The following is a 23,068-nucleotide window of genomic DNA, read 5'->3' on the forward strand; positions in this document are numbered from 1 at the left end:
TCGGCCGCGACCCCGGCGACGACGCCGTCAGGCCCGGAAGAACCCCACGCCGAGGTCGGGGTGGTCGACGAACACCCCGTCGACGCCCGCGTCGCGGATGACGCCCCACTCCGACTCCCAGTCCCCGAACGACGACGGGCCGCCCCGCGTGCGGAACTGCCCGATGAGGAATCGGTTCTCGGGTCGGCAGGTCCACGTGTACACGCGCAGACCCCGCTCGTGGGCGTCGCCGACCACGCGGGACGCGCCACTGGTGCGGCCCAGCTTGTCGGGCGCCAGGATCATGCGCTTGTCGACGCTGATGCCGTCGACCCGGCCGGCGAGGGTGTCCAGCCCGGCGGGCGCCGCGGTCTGGGCATACGTCAGGGCGGCCGTGCCGTGCGCGGCATAGAGGTCGAACGGGCGTCCCGCGGCCTCCAGCAGATACACGTACGTCGCCGGGATGCCGCGCGCCTGGAGCGCGAACAGCACGCTCGACTCGAACGCCTCGATCGTGAGCGGCAGCACCCCGGTCGCCCAGCCCGCGTCCCGGAGCTCTGCGTCGACCAGCGCGGCGATGTCCCAGCCGACCGACGCGAAGTACGTGGCGTGCTTGATCTCGAGCACGACGCCGATCTCGCGGCCGTGCTCGAGCGACGCCTCCCGCGCCGCGTCGAGCACATCGCGCAGCCGCAGCACCGGCTGCTCGCCGTCGAAGCTGGCGCTGGCCGGCCGGAGGTCGGGGATGCGCTCTCGGCAGCGCAGTGTCGAGAGCTCGTCCCAGGTGAAGTCCTCGGTGAACCAGCCGGTCAGCGAGCTGCCGTCGACGGTCTTCGTCGTGCGGCGACCGGCGAACTCGGGGCGGTCGGCGACATCCGTCGTGCCCGAGATCTCGTTCTCGTGCCGGACGACCAGCACACCGTCCCTCGAGACGACCACGTCGGGCTCCACCGCATCGACGCCCATGGCGAAGGCGAGCGCGTAGGACGAGCGGGAGTGCTCGGGACGGTAGCCGGGCGCGCCGCGGTGCCCGATGACGAGCGGGGTCCGGCGCGGCACCGTCCCACCCTAGCCGCGGCGCCCTCGACCGGCGCCGGGACCGGCGGTCGAGGCATCCGTTCATAGCCCTCTCACAGCGCGGGTCCGTGCCCGGCGGGGCGGCCGTCGGATAGTGTGGATCAACAGCATCGTGCTGGGATTCCCTTGACATTGGAGTGTGAGAGCAGTGGCCCTCAACAACCCCGCGTTCAACAACCCGGCCTTCCAGGACCCGAAGGCCGTTCAGACCTACCCCGGCGGTCCGCAGGCGGCGAACCTCGGCGGGCCCACGCAGTACGCGACGGCGCAGCATGCGGGAACGGATGCCGCGGCCCAGGCGCACCTCGAGGGCATGTACGCGGCCCCGTCCGCCGGTGCCGTCGAGACCGGTCGGATGACGATCGAGGACACCGTCTGGAAGACGCTCGGCCTCTTCGCCGTCCTCCTGGTCACCGCCACGGTCGGCTGGGTGTGGACCATGGCCGGCGTCACCCCCGCCAACCCGAACCCGTCGATCCTGCCCTGGATGCTCGGCGCCCTCGGCGGCTTCGTGCTGTCGCTCGTCGTGATCTTCGGCTCGCGCAAGAAGGTGCGGCCGGGCCTCATCATCGCGTACGCCGCGTTCGAGGGTCTGTTCGTCGGCGGCATCTCGGCGTTCTTCGAGTTCATCTGGCCCGGCATCGTCGTGCAGGCGACGCTGGCCACGCTGTCGGTCGTGGGCGTGACGCTCGCGCTCTTCGCCAGCGGCAAGGTCCGCGCCTCCAAGCGCGCGACGAAGATCTTCATGATCGCGATGATCGGCTACCTCGTGTTCTCGCTGATCAACGTCGGCCTCATGCTCTTCAACGTCCCGATCGCCGGCGGCGCCTTCGGCCTGCTGAGCCAGGAGTTCATGGGCATCCCGCTCGGCCTCATCATCGGCGTGCTCGTGGTCATCATGGCCGCGTACTCGCTGGTGCTGGACTTCGACCAGGTGCAGCAGGGCGTGCGCAACGGCGCCCCGCGTCAGTACGCCTGGCTCGGCGCGTTCGGCATCATGGTGACCGTCGTCTGGCTGTACGTCGAGATCCTTCGCATCCTCGCCATCCTGCGCGGGAGCGAGTGACCCGCAGCTGATCACGGAGGGCCGTCCCGGAAGGGGCGGCCCTCCGTCGTTGCGGCGACGGCCTCCCGCCGCAGCGAGGAGGGTCGCCTATAGTGGCGCCATGACCGCACCGAGGCGGGCTCGCACGAGAGCAGGCGTCATCGCCCTGTGGGCGGTCCTCCTCGGCCTGGCGTCCCCGTTGCTCGGCGCGACGTCGGCCATGGCCGAGCTCGGGTACGCGCCGGCCGAGTGCTCCGTCGACGTCCCCGAGCAGCACGCCCACCGGGTCACGTGCGGCATCCTGACCGTGCCGGAGGGCCGGGGCGGCGCCGGCGACCCGGCGCGCGAGCTGCAGCTCCCGGTGGTCAGGGTGAAGAGCACCTCGGACGCGCCGGCCGCCGACCCGCTGATCTTCCCCACGACCGGGGGCCCCGGCGGCGGCAGCGTGTCGGCGCTCTGGTACTTCCTCGACCACGCGCAGTGGGCCACCGACGACCGCGACGTGATCATCGTCGAGCAGCGCGGCGACGTCGATGCCGAACCCACGCTCGACTGCCCGGAGCTCGACACGAGCGCCCTGGCCGAGGACGGGCGGCTGCCTACGGGAGCCGCGCTCGCCGAGCGGCGCGCCGCGCTCCTCTCGGAGTGCCGCGAGCGCCTCGTCGCCGACGGCATGGATCTCGCCGCCTACACGAGCGCGGCGAGCGTGGCCGACCTCGCGGATCTGCGAGCCGCGCTCGGCTACGACCAGTGGAACCTGTACGGCGTCTCGTACGGGTCGCGACTGGCGATGACGGTGATGCGCGACCGGCCCGACGGCCTGCGCGCGGTCGTGCTGGACGGCGTATACCCCCCGAACATCGACCGCTTCGAGCTGACCCCGCAAGCGCTGCGGGCCTCCATCGACTGGTTGCTGGCGGCGTGCGCCGCGGACGCGGACTGCCACGAGCGGTACCCCGACGTAGAGGGCTCCCTCGAGCGGGTGCTCGAGCGCACCGCCCGCGAACCGATCACCGTGGCGGTGCGGGACCCCGCGACGGGCGGCACGCTGCAGCTCGAGATCGCGGACGACGACATCATGGGCGGCCTGTTCGACGCCTTCTACGACGCCGCGACGGTGCGGGTGCTCCCCTTCGTCATCGATCGCCTGGACCGCGGCGATGACGGCGTCGTCGTTCCACTCGCGCAGCGTTCCATCGACAACGCGGATTCGCTCAGCGAAGGGCTTAACCTGTCCATCGAGTGCGCCGAGGAGGTCCCGTTCAACGACCCGGCGCTCATCGAGGAGACGACGTCCGCCGACCCGCTGCTCACCCACTACGCGGGCTTCGCACCGGTCAGCGAGGACTGCGCGGTCTGGAACGTGCCCGCGCTCCCCGCGAGCGAGAACGACCCGGTCTCCAGCGCCATCCCCACGCTCATCACGAGCGGCCGGTTCGACCCGGTGACGCCGAGCGCGTGGAGCGAACCCGCCGCCGCGGGTCTGACGGCGGCCTACCGCTACGAGTTCCCGGGCATGGGGCACGGAGCGGTGTGGGGCAACTGGTATGAGCCCTGCGCGGCATCCGTCGCCACCGCGTTCCTCCGCGACCCGTCGGTCGAGCCCGACACCTCGTGCATCGGCGACGCCGACCCGATCGACTTCCTCACCGCCACCGACATCCGTCCCACCACCGCGGTCTACCGGCTCGACGCGGATCTCGTCCGGAGCCCGAACCCGTGGCAGATCGGCATCGCGGGGGTCACGGTGATCGGCCTCGGCCTGATCCTCCTCTACGCGCTCGGCTACGGCGTCCACCGTCTCGTGCGGCGCCACGGCGAGGCACCGGACGGCGCCGTGCTCACGGCGGGGATCGCCGCCGGGGCGAATCTGGCGTTCGTGGGAGCCCTCGCGCTCATCCTGCTGCGCACCGAGCCGCTCGTCCTCGGCTTCGGGCTCCCCACCGGCACCTGGCCGATCGTGCTGCTGCCGCTCGTCGGCATGGTGTTCACCGTCATGCTCGGCGTGCTCCTCGTGCGGGCCGGCGTCACGCGCGAAGGCGCCGTCGGCCACGTCGTGGCGCTGTGGATCGCCGCGGCCGTCCTCGTCGTGTTCGCCGTCTGGGTCCTGGTGCGCGGGCTCGTCGTCTTCTGACGGCCGCGCGCACAGGATCGGAGGTTCTGGCCGACCCGCCGCCCGTGGCGGCCGGGCGGCGGCGTGTCGGCCGAGGCATCCGATCCTGCGCACGTTCTGCTGTGGGCGGAACGGCTCGCGACCTGCGCCGCCGGCGTCTTATCGTGACGCCATGGCCGAGATCATCCCGCTGCCGACCGCGCCCGTCTCGAGGACCGCGCCGCGCGACCCCGAGCCGCTCTGGCGAGACGCCCTCGGCGACCGCCTGCGCCGGCTCCGCCACGAGCGCGGCGAACGGCTCGCCGACACCGCCGACCGCGCCGGCGTCTCGCCGCAGTACCTGTCCGAGATCGAGCGCGGCATCAAGGAGCCCTCGAGCGAGATGATCGCCGCCGTCGCCGGAGCGCTCGAAGTCACGCTGATCGAGCTCACCGCCGGCGTCGTCGACGACCTCCGGATGCGGGCGACCGAGCGCGCGGTGGCCGGATGCCGCGCCGCGTACTCGCTGGCCGCCTGAGCCGACCGGCGCCCCGGCCGGGCGGGGCGTCAACCCCTGGCCGATGTCGCGGGGCGTCGCTAGCGTGGGCCGGGTGACGCCTGCCAAGACGGAAGCCGAGCTCCTCCAGATCGACGGGCACGAGGTGCGCATCTCGAGCCCCGGCAAGATCGTGTTCCCGGATCCCGGCATCACCAAGCTCGACGTGGTGCGGTACTACCTCGCGGTGGCCGAGGGCGCCCTGCGCGGCGCGGGCGGACGCCCCATGGTGCTCAAGCGCTTCCCGAAGGGCATCGACGCCGAGCCGTTCTTCCAGAAGCGCGTGCCCGAGAACCACCCCGACTTCGTCGACACCGCGACGCTGCAGTACGCCCGGGGCACCTCGGCCGAAGAGGCGGTGATCCGGGATGCCGCGGGCCTGGCGTGGGTCGTCAACCTCGGGTGCCTCGACCTCAACCCGCACCCCGTGCGCGCGGAGGACCTCGACCATCCCGACGAGCTGCGCATCGACCTCGACCCGATGCCCGGCGTCGACTGGTCGCAGATCGTCGACGTGGCCTTCGTCGCCCGCGACGTGCTCGACGACGTGGGCCTGGTGGGATGGCCGAAGACGAGCGGGTCGCGCGGCCTGCACATCCTGGTGCGGATCGCGCCCCAGTGGGACTACAAGCAGGTGCGCCTGGCCGCCGAGACGCTCGCGCGCGAGGTCGAGAACCGCGCACCCGGCCTTGCGACGGCCCGCTGGTGGAAGGAGGAGCGCGGCGAGAGCGTGTTCGTCGACTTCAACCAGAACGCGAAGGACCGCACCGTGGCATCCGCGTACTCCATCCGGCCGCTTCCCGACGCGCGCGTGTCGACACCGCTCGACTGGGACGAGGTGCGGGCGCGTCGCCCCGAGGAGTTCACGGTGCTCACCGTGCCGCAGCGCTACGCCGACCTCGGCGACCCGCACGCCGGCATCGACGACGCCGTCGGCACCCTCGACGGCCTGCTGAGCCTGGCCGAGGAGCTGGGACCCGCCGAGAAGCCGCCGCGAGGCGGTGACGGCTCTGGCCGGCGGCAGTCCACGATGCCGCTCATCGAGGTCGCCCGCACCAAGACGAAGCCCGAGGCCACCGCCGCGCTCGACGAGTGGACGAAGCGGCATCCGTCGGTCGCCGCGCAGCTGCACCCCGCCGACGTGATGGTCGACGGGATGCGCGGGTCGAGCTCGCTCTGGTACCGCGTGCGGGTGAACCTGCAGCACGTGCCCGAGTCCGAGCGCCCGCCGCAGGAGGACCTCATCGCCGACTACGACCCCTGGGAGGGCAAGGTCTGGCCGGGCGCGACCGGGGAGTGAGTCTGCCGGCGGGCGGGCGGGCTCACCGCTCCGCGAGCACGTGGTCGGCGAGCCCGTAGGCCACGGCGTCGGCCGCGGTGAAGACGCGGTCGCGGTCGGTGTCGGCTCGGAGCTTCGCGGCATCCTGCCCGGTGTGCCGCGCGAGGATCTGCTCGACCTCGCCCCGCACGCGCACGAGCTCGTCGGCCTGCAGGATGAGGTCGGGGATCGCGCCCCTCCCCTGGCCGGCCGGCTGATGCAGCACGACGCGCGCGTGGGGCAGCACCGAGCGCTTGCCCGGCGCACCCGCGGCCAGCATCACCGCGCCCACGCCGATCGCCTGCCCCACGACCGTGGTGGCGACATCCGGCCGCACGTGCTGCATCGTGTCGTACACCGCGAGCATCGCCGACGGGTCGCCGCCCTCGCAGTTGATGTAGAGCTGGATGTCACGCTCCGGGGAGTCCGCGTCGAGGTGCAGCAGCTGCGCGATGAGCGCGTTCGCGACGCCGGCGTCGATCCCGGTGCCGAGGTAGACGACGCGCTCCGCGAGCAGGTGCGAGTAGACGTCCATGATGCGATCGCCGCGCGGATGCTGCGCCACGACGTTGGGGATCGCGTACGAGCTCATGCCGCCACCTCCGCCGGGCCGAGGCCGAGCCCGGCCGGACGCCGCCGGCGCGGGACGACCTGCGCGAAGTCCGCGACGACGCCGTCGATGAATCCGTAGTCCTGCGCCTCGGCGGCGGTGTACCAGCGGTCGTGCAGCGAGTCGTCGAAGATGCGCTCGACGCTCTGGCCGGTGTCGTGTGCGATGAGGCCGAGCACGGTGTCGCGCATGTGGCGCAGGTCGTCGGCCTGCACCTCGACCTCCACCGCCGAGCCCCCGATCCCCGCCGAGCCCTGGTGCATGAGGATCCGCGCGTGCGGCAGGGCGCGCCGCTTGCCCTTCGCGCCCGCCGACAGCAGGAACTGCCCGGCGCTGCACGCCAGCCCGAGGGCGAGCGTCGCGACGTCGTTGGGGATGAGGTTCATGACGTCGCGGATCGCGAGCATCGAGGGCACCGACCCGCCGGGCGAGTGGATCCACAGCGCGATGTCGGATGCCTCGTCCTCCGCCGCGAGCGCGAGGAGCTGCGTCGCCAGCAGCGTGCCGTTGTCGTCGTCGAGGGGGCCGTCGAGCACGAGCACGCGCTGGTGGAGCAGCTCGCGCCGCGCCTCGGCCCCGAACCGGGGGATTCTGCCTTCGTCTGTCATGCCCCCAGCCTGCGCCGCGCCGGCCGCCGCGGCATCCGTTTCCGCTCCCGGCCGCTCTGCCCTCAGCCGAGCGCCCGCTCAACCCCGTTCACTTGCGCTGTATGTACGCGAGAAAACCCGGGAACGGCGTACATACAGCGCAAGCGAACCCAGGCGAAGGGGCGGCGTGGCGCGCAAGGGGCGACGGGCGACGGTCAGGGCGGCGAAGGCGTCGCGCCGGGGCTGTCGAAGACGCTGCTCAGGCGAGCCGATGCATCAGCGTGCGCGCGGAGGGAAGCGCCGCGACCGCTGCGAAGCCGTGCCGGTCGAACATGGCGACGGTGCCGGTGGAGAACCCGGCGGGCAGCTCGCCGCCTCGTCTCGAGGTGTCGACGGGGTAGGCCTCGAGAGCGGTCGCTCCGTGCTCGAGGGCGTGGTCGAGGGCCGCCGTCAGGAGCGCCGCGCCGACGCCCGCGCGGCGTCGCGCGGGCGGCACGAGGATGCAGTAGATCGCCCACACACCCGGGTCGTCCGCCGCGTACGGGCTGTGAGCGCGTACGAGTCGGCTCGCCAGGACGTGCCGCACCCGCACGCGCGGCTCGACGCCGCACCAGCCGACGGGCGCGTCCGCGCCGAAGGCGACGAGACCTCGCGGCGGATCGAGACTGCGCACCTGCTCGCGCAGGAGGTCTCGCCGGGATTGACGGGTGGTGCGGCGCGCGTCCGCATTCTCGAGGATGTGGAACTGGCACAGGCAGTTGCGCGACGAGGCGTCGGCCTGCATCACGGTGTCGACGGCATCCCATCCCGCCTCCGTCGCCGGGAGCACCCGTACGTCCATGGCCCGACGGTACGACCCCCCACCGACATCGCCGAGCGTCGGAGCGCGGCTCGGCCGGCTCACTTGCGCTGTATGCACGAGAAAACCGGAAACGGCGTACATACAGCCCAAGTGAACCAGGGGAAAGGGGCGACGGGAGCGTCGGGTCAGGGGCGGCGCGGGGGGCGTTCGACGGCGGTGCGGAGGGCGGCGACGAGGGCGGGACGCACGGCGTCGGCTGTGAAGGCAGCGGCCGCGGCACGCGCCCGGGATGACAGCTCGGCGCGCCGGGCGTCGTCTCGCAGCAGCTCGACGATCGCGGTCGCCAGCGCGTCGACGTCGCCGGGCGGCACCATCACCCCCGCGTCCCCGACCGCTTCGCGGGGGCCGTACCGGACGTCGGTCGACACCACCGGAAGCCCACGGGCGAGGGCCTCGGCGATCGACAGACCCTGTCCCTCGAACGCGGTGGACGTGACGAACAGCGCCGACCGGTCGAAGATCGCGTCCCGGTCGCTCGTCGAGCCGCGGAGGGTGACGGATGCCGCCACCCCCAGCTCCTCGATCAGCTCCTGAAGCTCGTCCCGCAGCGGGCCCTCGCCGTAGATGTCGAGGCGCGCTGCGGGCAGTTCCGCCGCCACCCGCGCCCAGGCGCGGATCGCGAGGTCGACGCGCTTCTGCGGTGCCAGCCGGTTGAGCATCACGACCCGGAGCGGGTCGCGGGATGCCGCGCCCGGAGGCTCCGCGCCGAGCTCGATCGTGTTGGGCACGACGTTCAAGGTGCCCGGGTCGCCGAACCGGGCGGCGATCTCGTCGCGCTGCGCGGCCGTGGGGAACAGCACGGCGTCATAGCGGTCGATTGTCGACAGCCACCGCTGCCACATGCCGGTCACGGGGGCGTCGGGATCGTCGTGCGGCGCCGGCAGGTGCGAGTTGTGGACGGTGTGCACGAGCCGCACGCGCGGGTCGTCCCACTCGACCAGCGCCTCACCGATCTGTCGCGACTCGAGGATCACGACCAGCATCCGGTCGGCATCGCCGGCCGCCGCCCGCCGCTCGTCGGCGATGGCCGTCAGCCATGCGGCGTACAGGCTGCGGAATCCGCGGAGCACGCGGTCGCCGTCCGGGGCGTGAACGATGATCGCGGCATCCGAGAGATGCCAGGTCGGGTCGTCGCGGAACACCGGCAGCGACACGATCGGCCGGCCCGAGGCATCCGTCACCACCCGGTACTCGATGCCGGGATCCGCCGTGTCCGTCGCCGGCTCCCCGGCCGCGAAGAGCCACGACGGGTCGGTCACGATCTCGTCGAAGAGATTCCGCGCCGACGCGGTGCGCTCGAGCAGGCCGGCGTCGACGAACGCCTGCCGCTGTGCGGCGTGCGCCGCGGGCGACGCTCCGTCGACGCTCAGCAGCAGCGGGTCGGGTGCGCCGGCAGATGCCAGCAGCCGCAGGCGGGTCGGCACCGCCACGGCGAAGCCGCCGTCCAGGCCGAGAGCCACGCGGCTGCCGAGCAGCACGTAGTCGGCGTCGGGAAGGGCGTCGTCGGGGGCCGCAGTCACGCGTCCATCCTCCCGCACGGGGGCGGGGACGCCGGCACGATCAGGCGACGGAAACGGCGGATGCCCCGAACCGGCGAGGTTCGAGGCATCCGTTCACGTCACTCCCACTCGATGGTCCCCGGCGGCTTCGACGTGACGTCGAGCACGACGCGGTTGACCTCGCGCACCTCGTTCGTGATGCGGTTGGAGATGCGGGAGAGCACGTCGTAGGGCAGGCGCGTCCAGTCCGCGGTCATCGCGTCCTCGGACGACACCGGTCGCAGCACGATCGGGTGGCCGTAGGTGCGGCCGTCACCCTGCACGCCCACCGAGCGGACGTCGGCCAGGAGCACGACGGGGCACTGCCAGATCTCGCCGTCCAGCCCCGCCCTGGTCAGCTCCTCGCGGGCGATGGCGTCGGCGTCACGCAGGATCTCGAGACGGTCAGCGGTGACCTCACCCACGATCCGGATGCCGAGGCCGGGGCCCGGAAAGGGCTGTCGCGCGACGATCGCCTCCGGGAGGCCGAGTTCGCGCCCGATCGCGCGCACCTCGTCCTTGAAGAGGGTGCGCAGCGGCTCGACGAGCTCGAACTGCAGGTCCTCGGGGAGGCCGCCGACGTTGTGGTGGGACTTGATGTTCGCCGTGCCCGTGCCGCCGCCGGACTCGACCACGTCGGGGTACAGGGTGCCCTGCACGAGGAAGCGGATGGGCTCGCCCTCGGCCGCGGCCTCGGCGACGAGGTCGGCCTGCACCTTCTCGAAGGCGCGGATGAACTCGCGGCCGATGATCTTGCGCTTCTGCTCCGGGTCGCTGACGCCGGCGAGCGCCGACAGGAACTGCTCGCGCGCGTCGACGGTCACCAGGCGCACGCCCGTGGAGGCGACGTAGTCCTGCTCGACCTGCTCGCGCTCGCCCTTGCGGAGGAGACCGTGGTCGACGAACACGGCGACGAGCTGGTCGCCGACGGCCTCGTGCACGAGGGCCGTCGAGACGGCCGAGTCGACGCCGCCCGACAGAGCCGACAGCACGCGGCCCGAGCCGACCTGCGCCCGGATCTTCTCCACCTGCTCGGCGATGACGTTGCCGCTGTTCCAGTCGGCCGGGAGCCCCGCCGCCTTGTGCAGGAAGTTCTCGATGACGTTCTGCCCGTAGTCGGTGTGCTTGACCTCGGGATGCCACTGCACGCCGTAGAAGCGGCGCTCGTCGCTGCCGAACGCGGCGACGGGCGTGGCATCCGTCGACGCGAGCACGTCGAAGCCCTCCGGCGCGCGCGACACCTGGTCGCCGTGGCTCATCCACACGTTCTGCTCGGTGGGCTGACCGGCCAGCAGCACGCCGCCGTCACCGCTGACCGCGGCATCCGTCGCCCCGTACTCGCGCAGGCCGGTGTGCGCGACCTCGCCGCCGAGCGCCTGCGCCATGACCTGGAAGCCGTAGCAGATGCCCAGCGTCGGCACGCCGAGGTCGAACACGCCGGTGTCCAGCGACGGCGCCCCCTCCTCGTACACCGAGGACGGCCCGCCCGAGAGGATGATGCCCACCGGGTTCTTCGCCGCGATGTCCTGGGCGGTCGCGGTGTGCGGCACGATCTCGCTGTAGACGCCCGCCTCGCGCACGCGGCGGGCGATCAGCTGCGCGTACTGCGCACCGAAATCGACGACGAGGACGGGACGCTGGGAGGTCTCGGTCTGTTCGGTCAACGCTGGTTCTCCGTGGGGATCGCGGGGGCGGGGGTCGCAAGTGAGTCGGCGGCGGTCGAGCGCTCGGTGCCCGCGTGCAGCTCCGCCGCATCGCGCTCGGCGAGATAGGCCTTCACGTCACGGCCGACGCGGGCCTCCATGAAGAACGACAGCAGCGGCACGATACCGCCGGCGGCGAGCATCGCCAGGCGCCACAGGTTCCAGCGCATGAGGCTCCACACGCGGAAGCACGAGATGAGGTAGACGACGTAGAACCAGCCGTGGGCGACGAGGATGCCCAGCGACAGGTTGAACCCGTCGCCGGTCGACTCGAGACCGGCAGCGGTCTCGACGACCGGCGCGAACCACAGGAGGCCGCCCGATCCGCCGAGGAACAGCTCGTAGCCGAGCGCGTACTTGGCGATCATCTCGGCGACCAGCAGCAGCAGCATGGTGCCCGTGATGACCGAGCAGACCTGGTAGAACCTCAGGGCTCCGCGGATCGCCGGAAAGGAAGCGAGCTTCGGGGCGCGGGGCATGGCCCCAGTCTACCCGCGGGATTCCGTGCGCCCGTCGGGGCCTGTGGCCGTGGCATCCGCCTCGTCGTCGTCCTCGAAGTCCTCGAGCTCCCGCTCCCACGCGTCCTTGGCGAGGCGATACCAGAGGTAGAACGCGAAGCCGGCGAACACGGCCCACTCGACCGCGTAGAAGATGTTGAGCCAGTTGACGCTGGAGGTCTCGGCCGGCGCCGGCGACGAGATCGCCTCGAGTCCGCCGAACGGCTCGTCGGAGGTCAGGTAGGGCCGGTAGACGAACAGCTCCTCGACGTCGTTCCACTGGCCGAGGAGCATCGCCGGCGACATGCGCGTCATCGTCTGCGGGTCGGCCCCGGCGGGCGGCGGCACGGGGCCCTCGTCCGAGATGAGGCGTCCGGTGACGGCGACGGAGCCGAGGGCGGATGCCTCGTCGTCCAGCCTTTCGACGGCGGCGAGCGCGTCGTCCTCCGACGCCGCCCAGCCGAGCGCCACCGCGATGGAGGTCGGCTCGCCCGCCTCCGTCTCGGTCTCGTCCAGCCGCAGCTGACCGGTGACCCAGTACCCCTCGACGCCGTCGTTGAATCGCGACTGGACGATCAGGAAATCACCGGGCGCGAGCCTGCCGGAGGTCACGACGCGCTGCCCGACGAGCGGCTCGGGGAGGTACTCCCCCGGCTGGGCGACGTCCGAGAGCGGGCGGACGTCCTCCGTGACGCCGGGCGGCAGCGGGTCGGTGTCGATGGCGCGTCCGAGCTGCCACTGCCCGAGCCACGCGAAGACGCCGGCCACGACCAGGCACAGCAGCAGCATTCCGATCCACGCCGGTCGGAGCATGACCTCCCGCAGCGTCGGAGGGAACGCCTCTGGGGGGTCGGCGGGGGCGGCGGGGTCGGGGTGCGCGGGGTCGGCGTCGGGTCCTCCGGGCTCGGAGGGATCGGCGGGGTCGACTGGTCCGGCGGGCTCGGCGTCGGGTTGCGGCCGCTCGGCAGCCGGTCGACCCGGCTCCCCGGCTCCGCCGGCCGCGGGGCCCGTCGAAGGGTCGGTCATGGCATCCGTCATCCCGCGGCGTACGGGGCGACGACCACCTCGACGCGCTGGAACTCCTTGAGGTCGGAGTATCCGGTGGTGGCCATCGACTTGCGGAGGGCCCCGATGAGGTTCGCGGTGCCGTCGGCGACGGGCGCCGGGCCGTAGAGGATCTCCTCGAGCGAGGCGACCTGGTCCACCTTCACTCGGCGGCCGCGCGGCAGCTTGGCGTGGTGCGCCTCGGGGCCCCAGTGGAAGCCCCGGCCCGGGGCATCCGTCGCCCGCGCCAGCGCCACCCCGAGCATGACGGCGTCGGCGCCCATCGCGATCGCCTTGACGATGTCGCCCGACGTGCCCACGCCGCCGTCGGCGATGACGTGCACGTAGCGCCCGCCCGACTCGTCGAGGTAGTCGCGCCGCGCCCCGGCGACGTCGGCGACCGCCGTGGCCATGGGGGCGTGCAGCCCGAGTGTGACGCGCGTGGTCGACGCGGCGCCGCCGCCGAAGCCGACGAGGACGCCCGCCGCGCCGGTGCGCATGAGGTGCAGAGCCGCGGTGTACGTCGACGCGCCGCCCACGATGACGGGGACGTCGAGGTCGTAGATGAACTTCTTGAGGTTGAGCGGCTGGTCGACCGACGAGACGTGCTCGGCCGACACCGTGGTGCCGCGGATGACGAAGAGGTCGACACCGGCGGCGACGACGGTCTCGTAGAGCTCCTGGGTGCGCTGGGGGGTGAGCGCGCCGGCGACGGTGACGCCCGCGGCGCGGATCTCGGCGAGCCGGTCGCGCACCAGCTCGGGCTTGATGGGCTCGGCGTACAGCTCCTGCATGCGGCGGGTCGCGGCGGCCTTCTCGAGGCCGGCGATCTCGGCCAGCAGCGGCTCGGGGTCGTCGTAGCGGGTCCACAGGCCCTCGAGGTCGAGCACGCCCAGGCCGCCGAGCTGGCCGAGCATGATGGCCGTGCGCGGGCTCACGACCGAGTCCATCGGGGCGCCCAGCACCGGGATGTCGAAGCTGAAGGCATCGATCGTCCACGCGGTCGAGACGTCCTCGGGGTTGCGGGTGCGCCGCGAGGGCACCACCGCGATGTCGTCGAACGTGTAGGCGCGGCGTGCGCGCTTGGCCCGGCCGAGCTCCATGTCCATGCTCACCCGACCAGCCTACCGGGCGGGCTTCCCGCCGCCCGAAGCCCCCGTCCGCGGCCGGCCTTCCATCCGGGTTTGGGGCGCGCCGCGCGCGTTCACCCCAGGTTTGGGGCGCGCCGCGCGCGTTCGGGGCGTACGCGGTGCGCCCCGAACGGGCGTGAGGCGCCCCAAACCCGGCGGGGTGAGGTCGGGGCCGGGACTGGCGCGGATGACGGATGCCGCGGGGCGAGGCATCCGTCACTCGCGCGCGGATCCGGAAACCGGAGTTGTGCACCGTTTCCGGAGCGCACGGCCGCGTCCGATCCGGAAAGCGGCCGGAAGTCCGAATTCCGGATCCGGGAACCGAGCGAGTGGAGGGCGGCCAGGTCCGCCGCCCTGCAATGCGGGATGACGGATACCGCGGCGCGAGGCATCCGTCACTCGCGCGCGGATCCGGAAACCGGAGTTGTGCCCCGTTTCCGGAGCGCACGGCCCCCGCGGATCCGGAAAACGGCCGGAAGTCCGAATTCCGGATCCGATAATCAGGCGAGAGGACCGTCCACCAGCCCCTTGCCCCGGTCGGGACCCGCCGGGCTCTCGCAACCATTCCCGGGGTTTGGGGCGCGCCGCGCGCATCTGGGGCGTACGCGGTGCGCCCCGACCGGACGGAACGCGCCCCAAACCCGGGAGAGCTGAGGTCGGGGCGACGACGGAGGCGGGTGACGGATGCCGCGACCCGAGGCATCCGTCACCGCGCACGCGCGACGCGCGCCTCGTCCCACACCGGCTCGCCGGACTCGAACACCCGGCCGTCCGCCCCGAAGACCAGGAAGCGGTCGAACGACTTCGCCAGCCACCGGTCGTGCGTCACCGCGAGGACGGTCCCCTCGAAGCGGGCGAGCGCATCCTGCAGCGCCTCGGCCGAGACGAGGTCGAGGTTGTCGGTCGGCTCGTCCAGCAGCAGCAGCGTCGCGCCGGACAGCTCGAGCAGCAGGATCTGGAAGCGCGCCTGCTGCCCGCCCGACAGGCTGCCGAACGCCTGCTCGGCCTGCGCCACGAGCCCGTAGCGGTCGAGCGCGCCGGATGCCGCCTCCCGCGGGAGCCCCGACCGCGCGTCCTCGCCGCGGTGCAGGATGTCCAGCAGCGTGCGGCCTTCGAACTCCGGATGACTGTGCGTCTGCGCGAACCAGCCCGGGACGACGCGCGCCCCGAGCACCGCGCGCCCCGTGTGCGAGACCCGCTCGAGCGCGGCGCCGGTCGTCGTCACGTGTCCGAGCCGGCCGTCGGGGTCGGTGCCGCCGCGGGCGAGCAGCCGCAGGAAGTGCGACTTGCCCGAGCCGTTCGAGCCGAGCACCGCGACGCGGTCGCCGAACCACACCTCGAGGTCGAACGGCTTCATGAGCCCGGTGAGCTCGAGCTGCTCGGCCACCACCGCGCGACGGCCGGTGCGCGACCCTCGCAGGCGGACGTCCAGCTCCTGCTGCCGCGGACGCTCCTGCGGCGGCCCCGCCTCCTCGAACTTTCGCAGCCGCGTCTGGGCCGCACGGTAGCGGGAGGTGAAGCTGTCGTTGGCGGTGGCCTTGACCTTGAGCGTCGCGACGAGCTCCTTCAGCTTCGCGTGCTGCTCGTCCCAGCGCCGCCGCAGCTCGTCGAGGCGCGCCATCCGGTCCTCCCGCGCACGGTGGTAGGTGCCGAACCCGCCGCCGTGCACCCACGCCGTGCTCCCGGCGCCGCCCGCCTCGAGCGTCACGATCCGGTCGGCGGCACGCGCGAGCAGCTCCCGGTCGTGCGACACCAGCAGCACCGTCTTCGCGGTCTCGCGCAGACGCTCCTCGAGCCACCGCTTGCCCGGGACGTCGAGGTAGTTGTCGGGCTCGTCCAGCAGCAGGACCTGGTCGGGCCCGCGCAGCAGCGCCTCCAGCGCGAGCCGCTTCTGCTCGCCGCCGGAGAGCGTGGCCAGCTCGCGGAACCGGGCTCGGGAGAACGGGATGCCGAGGGCCGCCGTCGTGCACGTGTCCCAGACGGTCTCGTACTCGTAGCCGCCGGCCTCAGCGTAGTCGGCGATGGCGCCCGCGTACCGCATCTGCGTGTCGAGGTCGTCCTGCTCGATGATCGCCGCCTCGGCGTCCTCGAGCTCGCGCGCGGCGCGGCGCACCCGATCGGGGGCGACCGCGATCAGCAGATCGTGCACCGTCTGCCCCGGCTCGCCGTGGCCGACGAACTGGTCCATGACGCCGAGCCCGCCGTCGATCGAGACGACGCCCGAGAGCGCCGGGGTCTCGCCGCGGATGATGCGCAGCAGCGTGGTCTTGCCCACGCCGTTCTGCCCGATGAGCGCGGTCGTCGACCCCTCGCCGACGCGGAACGAGACCTCGTCGAGGAGCGGCCGGCCGTCCGGCAGCGCATACGAGACGGCGGCGATGTCGATGTACCCCACGGTGTTCCTTCACTGCTCCGCGGGACCGGGCGTTCCGGTGGGGAGCCGACCAGACTACCGCAGGACTCCGGTGCGGCTCAGGCCCCCGGCCGTCTCAGCACGCCGGCCGGCCACGGCCGCCTCAGCAAGCCGGCCGGCCCCGGCCGCCTCAGCACTACGGCCGCCTCAGGCCGCGGGTGCGGCGTAGCGGCCGGACTTGATCGCCCGCTCGCGGGCCTTGGCCGCTTCGACCTCGCGATTCTTGGGCGGGGCGGTGGCGACGAGATCGTCGAGGAGGTGCTGGGTCACGTGGGCGATGTCGTGCACCGCGCGGTCGAACGCGTCTTGGTTCGCCTTCGAGGGCTTCGTGGTGCCCGCGATCTTGCGCACGTACTGGAGCGCGGCCGCGTGCACCTCGTCGGAGCTCGCCGCGGGCTCGAAGTTGTGGAGCGTGTGGATGTTCCGGCACATGCCACCGACGATACGCCGCGCCCCGGACGCCGACCAAGGGGCGGCATCCCCCGATCAAACGGCGCCGAGATCGCACCATCTCGCCGAGATCACACGTCGCGGGCGCCAACAACGTGCGTTCTCGACGAGATCACACGATCTCGACGGATGCTTCGACCCGTGCTCTCGCCGAGATCGCACACCGCCTGCTCGTGCAGGACGTGCGCTCGACGAGATCGCACGATCTCGACGGATGGCCGGCGACGGAGAGTCGACGGATGCCGCCGCGACCCGACGTGCTCGGTCAACCCTTTCCGCGCAACAGGCGGGTGAGCGGCCCGTCGACGAGGAACAGCAGGAACGCCGCCGAGCCGATCCAGGGCGCCAACGCCACGACGGCGCCCGAGATGAGCAGCGCGCTCAGCGAGCCGCGGCCCCACGCGACCGCCTCGTCGTGCGACATGTCGGGGAGCATGACCTCGTGCCGCCGCACCGCCCATCCCCACTGCAGCCAGCTGAAGAGGATCGCGAGGAAGAAGGCGATCGGCATCGCGAGCCTGCCGGCGAGGTATTCGGAGTACTCGGTCGTCAGATTCGTCGCGAACGGCACGAGCACGATGAACAGCAGCCGCGCGTTGTTGAGCCACACCATCGTGGCGTCCACGCGCGCGACGTGCTCGAACTGCTGCACGTGCACCATCCACATCAGGCACAGCAGCACGAAGCTCAGCGCGAAGTTGAGGAAGAGCTCCCACATGCCGCCGACGGCCGCCCACATCTCGGCGTCGGAGCCGACGTCGCCGAGCGAGTGCTGCGTGAGGTCGAGGACGAGCAGCGTGGCCGCGATCGCGAACACCCCGTCGGTGAAGGCCTCCAGCCGCGTGGTGCGCTGCGTCGCGGCCGCGTGCACGCGCTGTCTGATCATGCCGACAGGCTAGCGACTGCGGCGGCCGGCGGACGGATGCCTCGAAGAGGCGTCACCTCTTGTAGTTGGGCGCTTCCACGACGATCTGGACGTCGTGGGGGTGGGACTCCTTGAGGCCCGCGGCCGTGATGCGCACGAACTTCCCCTTGGCCTTGAGCTCCTCGACGGTGCGGGCGCCGACGTAGAACATCGACTGACGCAGGCCGCCGACCAGCTGGTAGGCGACCGCCGAGACCGGGCCGCGGTACGCGACCTGACCCTCGATGCCCTCGGGGATCAGCTTGTCGTCGCTCGGGACGTCGGCCTGGAAGTAGCGGTCCTTCGAATAGGACGTCTTCTTGCCGCGCGTCTGGAGGGCGCCGAGGGATCCCATGCCGCGGTACTGCTTGAACTGCTTGCCGCCCTGGAACACGATCTCGCCCGGCGACTCGTCGGTGCCGGCCAGGAGGGAGCCGAGCATGACGGTGTCGGCACCGGCGACGAGCGCCTTGGCGATGTCGCCGGAGTACTGCAGGCCGCCGTCGGCGATGACCGGGACGCCCGCCTCGCGCGCGGCGAGGGCTGCCTCGTAGATCGCGGTCACCTGGGGCACGCCGACGCCGGCGACCACGCGGGTGGTGCAGATGGAGCCCGGGCCCACGCCGACCTTGACGGCGTCCACGCCGGCGTCGACGAGCGCCTGCGCGCCCTCGCGCGTGGCGACGTTGCCGCCGATCACGTCGATGTGGGCGAACGACTGGTCACCCTTCAGGCGGCGCACCATGTCGATGACGCCGGCCGACTGGCCGTTCGCGGTGTCGACCACGATGACGTCCACACCCGCGTCGCGCAGCGCCTCTGCGCGCTGCCACGCGTCACCGAAGAACCCGATCGCCGCGCCGACCCGGAGGCGGCCCTGCTCGTCCTTGGTGGCGAGCGGGTACTTCTCGCTCTTGTCGAAGTCCTTGATGGTGATGAGGCCCGCGAGCGTGCCGTCGTCGTCGATGAGCGGCAGCTTCTCGACGCGGTGCCGCGCGAAGAGGGCGATGACCTCGCCGGCGCTGATGCCGACGCGGCCGGTGACGAGGTTCTCGCTCGTCATGACGTCGCGCACCTTGGTGGTCTGGCGCTCGAAGCCCGACACGAACCGCATGTCGCGGTTGGTGACGATGCCGACGAGGCGGCCGCCGTCGTCGACCACCGGGAGACCCGATATGCGGTAGGTCGCGCACAGCGTGTTGACCTCTTCGATCGTCGCGTCCGGGGTCGTCGTGATCGGGTCGGTGATCATGCCCGACTCGCTGCGCTTGACGCGGTCGACCATCGACGCCTGCTCCTCGATGGAGAGGTTGCGGTGGATGATGCCGAGCCCGCCCTCGCGGGCGATGGCGATGGCCAGACGCGCCTCGGTGACCGTGTCCATCGCGGCCGAGAGCAGCGGCGTCGCGACCGTGATGCGACGCGTCACGCGGGACGACGTGTCGGCCTCGCTCGGGATCACGTCGGTGTGGCCGGGCAGCAGCAGCACATCGTCGTAGGTCAGTCCGACGAAGCCGAAGGGGTCGTTGTGCTCCATGGGGTCTCCTGCGCGCTCGGCGCGTTCTCTCGGGTGTGGACGACGACGGCCGGTGCGCTCGTGACGCTCCGCCTTCGATTCTAAGCGTCCCGCGGGACCGATTCATTCCCCGCGAGAACGGCACGCGCGCCCCGCGCGCGCGAGCGCACGCGCGTCCCGCGGGCCTCGGTTCCGATCGGGTCACGTATCCACAGGTGACCGTAGGCGAAACAGCGCCGACACATTACAGTCGTAGCGTCGTTCATCACGGCCGATGCGACCCGAGCTTCGGTGTCCGCGTGGTGCCGAACTGGAGGTTTTGTGGGTCCTTCGACTGCGATCACGATCAGCAGCCGCCGCTGGATCGTTCTGCTCTTCGGACTGCTGATGGCGGCGGGCATGGTCTTCGTGTCCACCCCCACCGGCGCGCACGCGGACGCCCCCGACACCCCGGGCGCCGACCAGGAGCAGACCGACTACTACTTCGGCGGCGTCGTCACCTTCGAGGGCGAGCCCGTCGAGGGCGTGACGATGTCCATCGAGGGGGGCGGTTTCGACGCCGAGACCGTCACCAACGCCGAGGGCCGCTGGCGCCTGTACGTCCCCGAGAAGGACGACTACGTCCTCACCATCGAGGAGGACACCCTCCCCGAGGGCGTCATCGTCGACCCGGAGCAGCTGCCCGAAGGCACGCAGCCCATCGAGGGCACGAGCGGATCGTTCGAGGTGACGTTCGGCCTGACCAACAGCAAGATCCTCAACCTCTTCCTCGGCGAGGGCGAGCGCGTCGTGGCGACGCAGTTCGACCGGGTCGTCGCACTCGTGATCAACGGCCTGAACTTCGGCCTCCTCCTCGCGCTCGCATCGATCGGCGTCTCGCTGATCTTCGGCACGACGGGCCTGACGAACTTCGCCCACGCCGAGATGGTCACCTTCGGTGCCATCGTGGCGCTCGTCTTCGGCACGTTCCTGACGTGGCCGATGTGGATCGTCATCCCGCTGGTGCTCGTGTTCGGCGCGGCCTTCGGGTGGGGCTTGGACGCGGGACTGTGGCGCCCGCTGCGACGCCGCGGCCTGGGCCTGGTGCAGCTGATGATCGTCAGCATCGGCCTGTCGCTCGCGCTGCGCTACACCTTCCAGTTCTTCATCGGCGGCACGAGCTATCAGCTTCCGGGCGCCGGCGCGGCGAAGATCCGCATCATCGGCCCGGTCTCGCTCTCGGTGATCGACATGGCCTCGATGGGCATCAGCATCGTGGTGATCGTCGCCGTCGCGTTCTGGCTCGTGCGCACGCGCGTCGGCAAGGCGACGCGGGCCATCTCGGACAACCCCGGACTCGCCGCGGCCTCCGGCATCGACGTCGACGGGGTCATCCGCATCGTGTGGATGATGTCGGCGGCGCTGGCCGCCCTCGCCGGCGTGCTGTGGGCCTACTTCCGCCCGGGCGTCCGGTGGGACATGGGCGTGCAGATCCTGCTGCTGATCTTCGCCGCGGTCACCCTCGGCGGTCTCGGCACGGCGTTCGGCGCCCTGATCGGCTCGATCATCGTGGGTCTTCTCGTGGAGATCTCCACGCTGTGGCTGCCTCCCGACCTGAAGTACGTGGGCGCGCTGGCCGTGCTCATCCTCGTGCTGCTGGTCAGACCACAGGGAATCCTGGGTCGCAAGGAACGAGTGGGTTAGGGGCCGCGAGATGGATTGGGGACAGATCTTCAACAACACCGCGAGCTGGTTCTTTCAGCCGACGACCATCGCGTACGCGCTGGCTGCCACCGGCCTCGCCGTCCACTTCGGCTACGCGGGCCTGCTCAACTTCGGCATGGCGGGGTTCATGGCGATCGGGGCGTACTCGTACGCGATCTCGATCCTGAGCTTCGGCCTGCCGTGGTGGGTGGGAATCCTGATCGGGATGCTGGGCGCCGTCGTGTTCGCCTTCATCCTCGGTATCCCGACGCTGCGACTGCGCGCGGACTACCTGGCCATCGTGACGATCGCGGCCGCCGAGATCGTGCGTCTGCTGTTCACCACCACGGTGTTCGACGAGTACACGAACTCGGCGGACGGCCTGGGCGGGTACCACGCCGGCTTCCGGGCCGCGAACCCGTTCCCCGAGGGCACCTACGGCTTCGGCCCGTGGACGTGGACGGCCGACCAGCTGTGGGTGCGCGTGTTCGGCGCCCTCCTCCTCGCGATCGCGATCTACCTGGTGTGGGCGCTCATGCGCAGCCCGTGGGGGCGCGTGCTGAAGGGCATCCGCGAGGACGAGGACGCGGTGCGGTCGCTCGGAAAGAACGTCTTCGCCTACAAGATGCAGGCGCTCATCATCGGCGGCATCTTCGGTGCGCTGGGCGGTGTGGTCTTCGCACTCCCCTCGGCCGTGATCCCCGCCACCTATACGACGTCGCTGACGTTCTTCCTGTGGACGATCCTGCTCCTCGGCGGCGCGGCGACGGTCTTCGGCCCGGCGGTCGGCTCGGTCATCTTCTGGGTCATCATGGCGTTCCTCGACAACGTCCTGCCGGCACTGGCCAGCGAGGGCATCCTGCCGATGACGCCGATCCAGGCCGGCATCCTGCGGTTCATCCTCGTGGGTGTCGCGCTGATGCTGATCGTGATCTTCCGCCCGCAGGGCATCTTCGGAAACAAGAGGGAGCTGACCTTTGTCAAGTAACCCGCCCACCACGCCCGAGCCGGCGCCGCAGGGTCCGGGCGCCGTCCCGCCGGTCCCCCCGGCCGGCACCGGCGCGGTCCCCACCGCGACCGGTTCCATCCGGCGCCCGAAGACCGGCGGACTCGCCAAGGGCGACCCCGTCCCGGGTGTCGCCAAGAGCGACCCGATCCTCATCGTCGACGGCGTGACGCGCCGGTTCGGCGGCCTCACCGCTGTCGACGTCGACCACCTCGAGATCCCCCGCAACGCCATCACGGCGCTCATCGGCCCCAATGGCGCCGGCAAGACGACGCTGTTCAACCTGCTGTGCGGCTTCGACAAGCCGAACTCGGGCGCATGGTCGTTCGACGGCAAGCAGCTGGCCGGCATCCCCTCGTTCAAGGTGGCCCGCATGGGCCAGGTGCGCACGTTCCAGCTGACCAAGTCGCTGTCGCTGCTCACCGTGCTCGAGAACATGAAGCTCGGCGCCACGGCCCAGAAGGGAGAGAACATCTGGGCCAGCATCGTCCCGGCGCTCTGGCGCAAGCAGGACGACGGCATCGAAGAGAAGGCGCGTGAGCTGCTGGCGCGCTTCAAGCTCGACGCGAAGGCCGACGACTACGCCGCGTCGCTCTCCGGCGGTCAGCGCAAGCTGCTCGAGATGGCGCGCGCGCTCATGAGCGACCCGACGCTGGTGATGCTGGACGAGCCGATGGCCGGCGTGAACCCCGCGCTGACGGAGTCGCTGCTCGACCACATCCTCGACCTGAAGGACCTCGGCATGACGGTGCTCTTCGTCGAGCACGACATGCACATGGTGCGCCACATCGCCGACTGGGTCGTCGTGATGGCCGAGGGCAAGGTCGTCGCCGAGGGACCGCCCGACACGGTGATGGAGGACCAGGCGGTGATCGACGCGTACCTCGGCAGCCACCAGGACGTCGATCTGGGCGTGGTCACCGGCCGCGTCGCCGGCGAGCTCGACACCTCCGCCGTCCAGCTGCTCGAAGAGATCCGCGAGGCCGAGGAGGCCTCGATCCACGAGGCCGAGGAGGAGTCCAAGTGAGCGCATCGACGGGCGCAGGGTCGCCGACCGC

Annotated in this window: 20 protein-coding genes; 7 read left to right on the top strand and 13 right to left on the bottom strand. The window is 71.6% G+C overall.

Going from position 1 to position 23,068, the window contains the following annotated elements; all coding sequences use genetic code 11:
• Positions 1-27: 27 nt before the first annotated feature.
• Complete coding sequence (locus tag ACZBH1_RS03135) at positions 28-1,038, bottom strand: glycerophosphodiester phosphodiesterase family protein (RefSeq protein ID WP_336398183.1); 1,011 nt, start codon at positions 1,036-1,038, stop codon at positions 28-30.
• 166 nt (positions 1,039-1,204) lie between these two features.
• On the opposite strand from ACZBH1_RS03135, the gene ACZBH1_RS03140 reads away from it, so the two are divergent.
• The 4 genes from ACZBH1_RS03140 (at position 1,205) to ligD (ending at position 6,049) form a co-directional block, all read left to right on the top strand.
• Positions 1,205-2,122 carry a Bax inhibitor-1/YccA family protein gene (locus tag ACZBH1_RS03140; protein ID WP_336398182.1) on the top strand — a complete coding sequence of 306 codons (918 nt, stop codon included), beginning with the start codon at positions 1,205-1,207 and terminating at the stop codon, positions 2,120-2,122.
• Between the two features lie 100 nt (positions 2,123-2,222).
• Positions 2,223-4,235 carry an alpha/beta hydrolase gene (locus ACZBH1_RS03145; RefSeq protein WP_463645489.1) on the top strand — a complete coding sequence of 671 codons (2,013 nt, stop codon included), beginning with the start codon at positions 2,223-2,225 and terminating at the stop codon, positions 4,233-4,235.
• Between the two features lie 151 nt (positions 4,236-4,386).
• A complete protein-coding gene (locus tag ACZBH1_RS03150) occupies positions 4,387-4,731 on the top strand; it encodes a helix-turn-helix domain-containing protein (protein ID WP_463645490.1) in 345 nt (114 codons plus the stop codon).
• 73 nt (positions 4,732-4,804) lie between these two features.
• Complete coding sequence (gene ligD, locus ACZBH1_RS03155) at positions 4,805-6,049, top strand: non-homologous end-joining DNA ligase (protein ID WP_463645491.1); 1,245 nt, start codon at positions 4,805-4,807, stop codon at positions 6,047-6,049.
• Between the two features lie 22 nt (positions 6,050-6,071).
• On the opposite strand, the gene ACZBH1_RS03160 is transcribed toward ligD, so the two are convergent.
• From ACZBH1_RS03160 to guaB, 12 genes are all read right to left on the bottom strand, one after another.
• Positions 6,072-6,659, bottom strand: coding sequence for a ClpP family protease (locus tag ACZBH1_RS03160; RefSeq protein ID WP_336398178.1), 588 nt, complete (start codon positions 6,657-6,659; stop codon positions 6,072-6,074).
• On the bottom strand, positions 6,656-7,285 hold the full coding sequence (locus ACZBH1_RS03165) for a ClpP family protease (RefSeq protein WP_452324138.1): 630 nt from the start codon (positions 7,283-7,285) through the stop codon (positions 6,656-6,658). Before ACZBH1_RS03165 ends, ACZBH1_RS03160 begins: the two co-directional genes overlap by 4 nt.
• A 238-nt stretch (positions 7,286-7,523) precedes the next feature.
• On the bottom strand, positions 7,524-8,105 hold the full coding sequence (locus ACZBH1_RS03170; protein ID WP_463645492.1) for a GNAT family N-acetyltransferase: 582 nt from the start codon (positions 8,103-8,105) through the stop codon (positions 7,524-7,526).
• 146 nt (positions 8,106-8,251) lie between these two features.
• On the bottom strand, positions 8,252-9,646 hold the full coding sequence (locus tag ACZBH1_RS03175) for a glycosyltransferase (protein WP_463645493.1): 1,395 nt from the start codon (positions 9,644-9,646) through the stop codon (positions 8,252-8,254).
• Positions 9,647-9,744: 98 nt separating this feature from the next.
• Positions 9,745-11,328, bottom strand: coding sequence for a glutamine-hydrolyzing GMP synthase (gene guaA, locus ACZBH1_RS03180; RefSeq protein WP_452324135.1), 1,584 nt, complete (start codon positions 11,326-11,328; stop codon positions 9,745-9,747).
• Positions 11,325-11,846, bottom strand: coding sequence for a DUF3817 domain-containing protein (locus ACZBH1_RS03185; RefSeq protein WP_463645494.1), 522 nt, complete (start codon positions 11,844-11,846; stop codon positions 11,325-11,327). The genes guaA and ACZBH1_RS03185 overlap by 4 nt, the downstream gene beginning before the upstream one ends.
• A 9-nt stretch (positions 11,847-11,855) precedes the next feature.
• Positions 11,856-12,890, bottom strand: coding sequence for an SURF1 family protein (locus ACZBH1_RS03190; protein ID WP_463645495.1), 1,035 nt, complete (start codon positions 12,888-12,890; stop codon positions 11,856-11,858).
• Between the two features lie 8 nt (positions 12,891-12,898).
• Positions 12,899-14,017 carry a GuaB3 family IMP dehydrogenase-related protein gene (locus ACZBH1_RS03195; protein WP_336398336.1) on the bottom strand — a complete coding sequence of 373 codons (1,119 nt, stop codon included), beginning with the start codon at positions 14,015-14,017 and terminating at the stop codon, positions 12,899-12,901.
• Positions 14,018-14,744: 727 nt separating this feature from the next.
• On the bottom strand, positions 14,745-16,433 hold the full coding sequence (locus ACZBH1_RS03200; protein WP_336398172.1) for an ABC-F family ATP-binding cassette domain-containing protein: 1,689 nt from the start codon (positions 16,431-16,433) through the stop codon (positions 14,745-14,747).
• A gap of 165 nt (positions 16,434-16,598) precedes the next feature.
• Positions 16,599-16,883: a DUF2277 domain-containing protein gene (locus ACZBH1_RS03205; RefSeq protein ID WP_336398171.1), complete on the bottom strand. Its 285-nt coding sequence runs from the start codon at positions 16,881-16,883 to the stop codon at positions 16,599-16,601.
• A 283-nt stretch (positions 16,884-17,166) separates the two neighbouring features.
• Positions 17,167-17,787 carry a TMEM175 family protein gene (locus ACZBH1_RS03210; RefSeq protein WP_336398170.1) on the bottom strand — a complete coding sequence of 207 codons (621 nt, stop codon included), beginning with the start codon at positions 17,785-17,787 and terminating at the stop codon, positions 17,167-17,169.
• 52 nt (positions 17,788-17,839) lie between these two features.
• On the bottom strand, positions 17,840-19,342 hold the full coding sequence (gene guaB, locus ACZBH1_RS03215; RefSeq protein WP_378884119.1) for an IMP dehydrogenase: 1,503 nt from the start codon (positions 19,340-19,342) through the stop codon (positions 17,840-17,842).
• Positions 19,343-19,720: 378 nt separating this feature from the next.
• Here guaB and ACZBH1_RS03220 point away from each other — a divergent pair, with 378 nt between their 5' ends.
• From ACZBH1_RS03220 to ACZBH1_RS03230, 3 genes are all read left to right on the top strand, one after another.
• On the top strand, positions 19,721-21,004 hold the full coding sequence (locus ACZBH1_RS03220) for an ABC transporter permease subunit (RefSeq protein ID WP_463646651.1): 1,284 nt from the start codon (positions 19,721-19,723) through the stop codon (positions 21,002-21,004).
• A 10-nt stretch (positions 21,005-21,014) separates the two neighbouring features.
• The gene (locus ACZBH1_RS03225) at positions 21,015-21,992 is read left to right on the top strand and encodes a branched-chain amino acid ABC transporter permease (RefSeq protein ID WP_336398167.1); all 978 of its coding nucleotides are present in this window, start codon (positions 21,015-21,017) and stop codon (positions 21,990-21,992) included.
• A 97-nt stretch (positions 21,993-22,089) separates the two neighbouring features.
• On the top strand, positions 22,090-23,037 hold the full coding sequence (locus ACZBH1_RS03230) for an ABC transporter ATP-binding protein (protein ID WP_336398335.1): 948 nt from the start codon (positions 22,090-22,092) through the stop codon (positions 23,035-23,037).
• Positions 23,038-23,068 lie beyond the last annotated feature (31 nt).

This window comes from Microbacterium sp. ZXT2-5 (assembly GCF_055329545.1).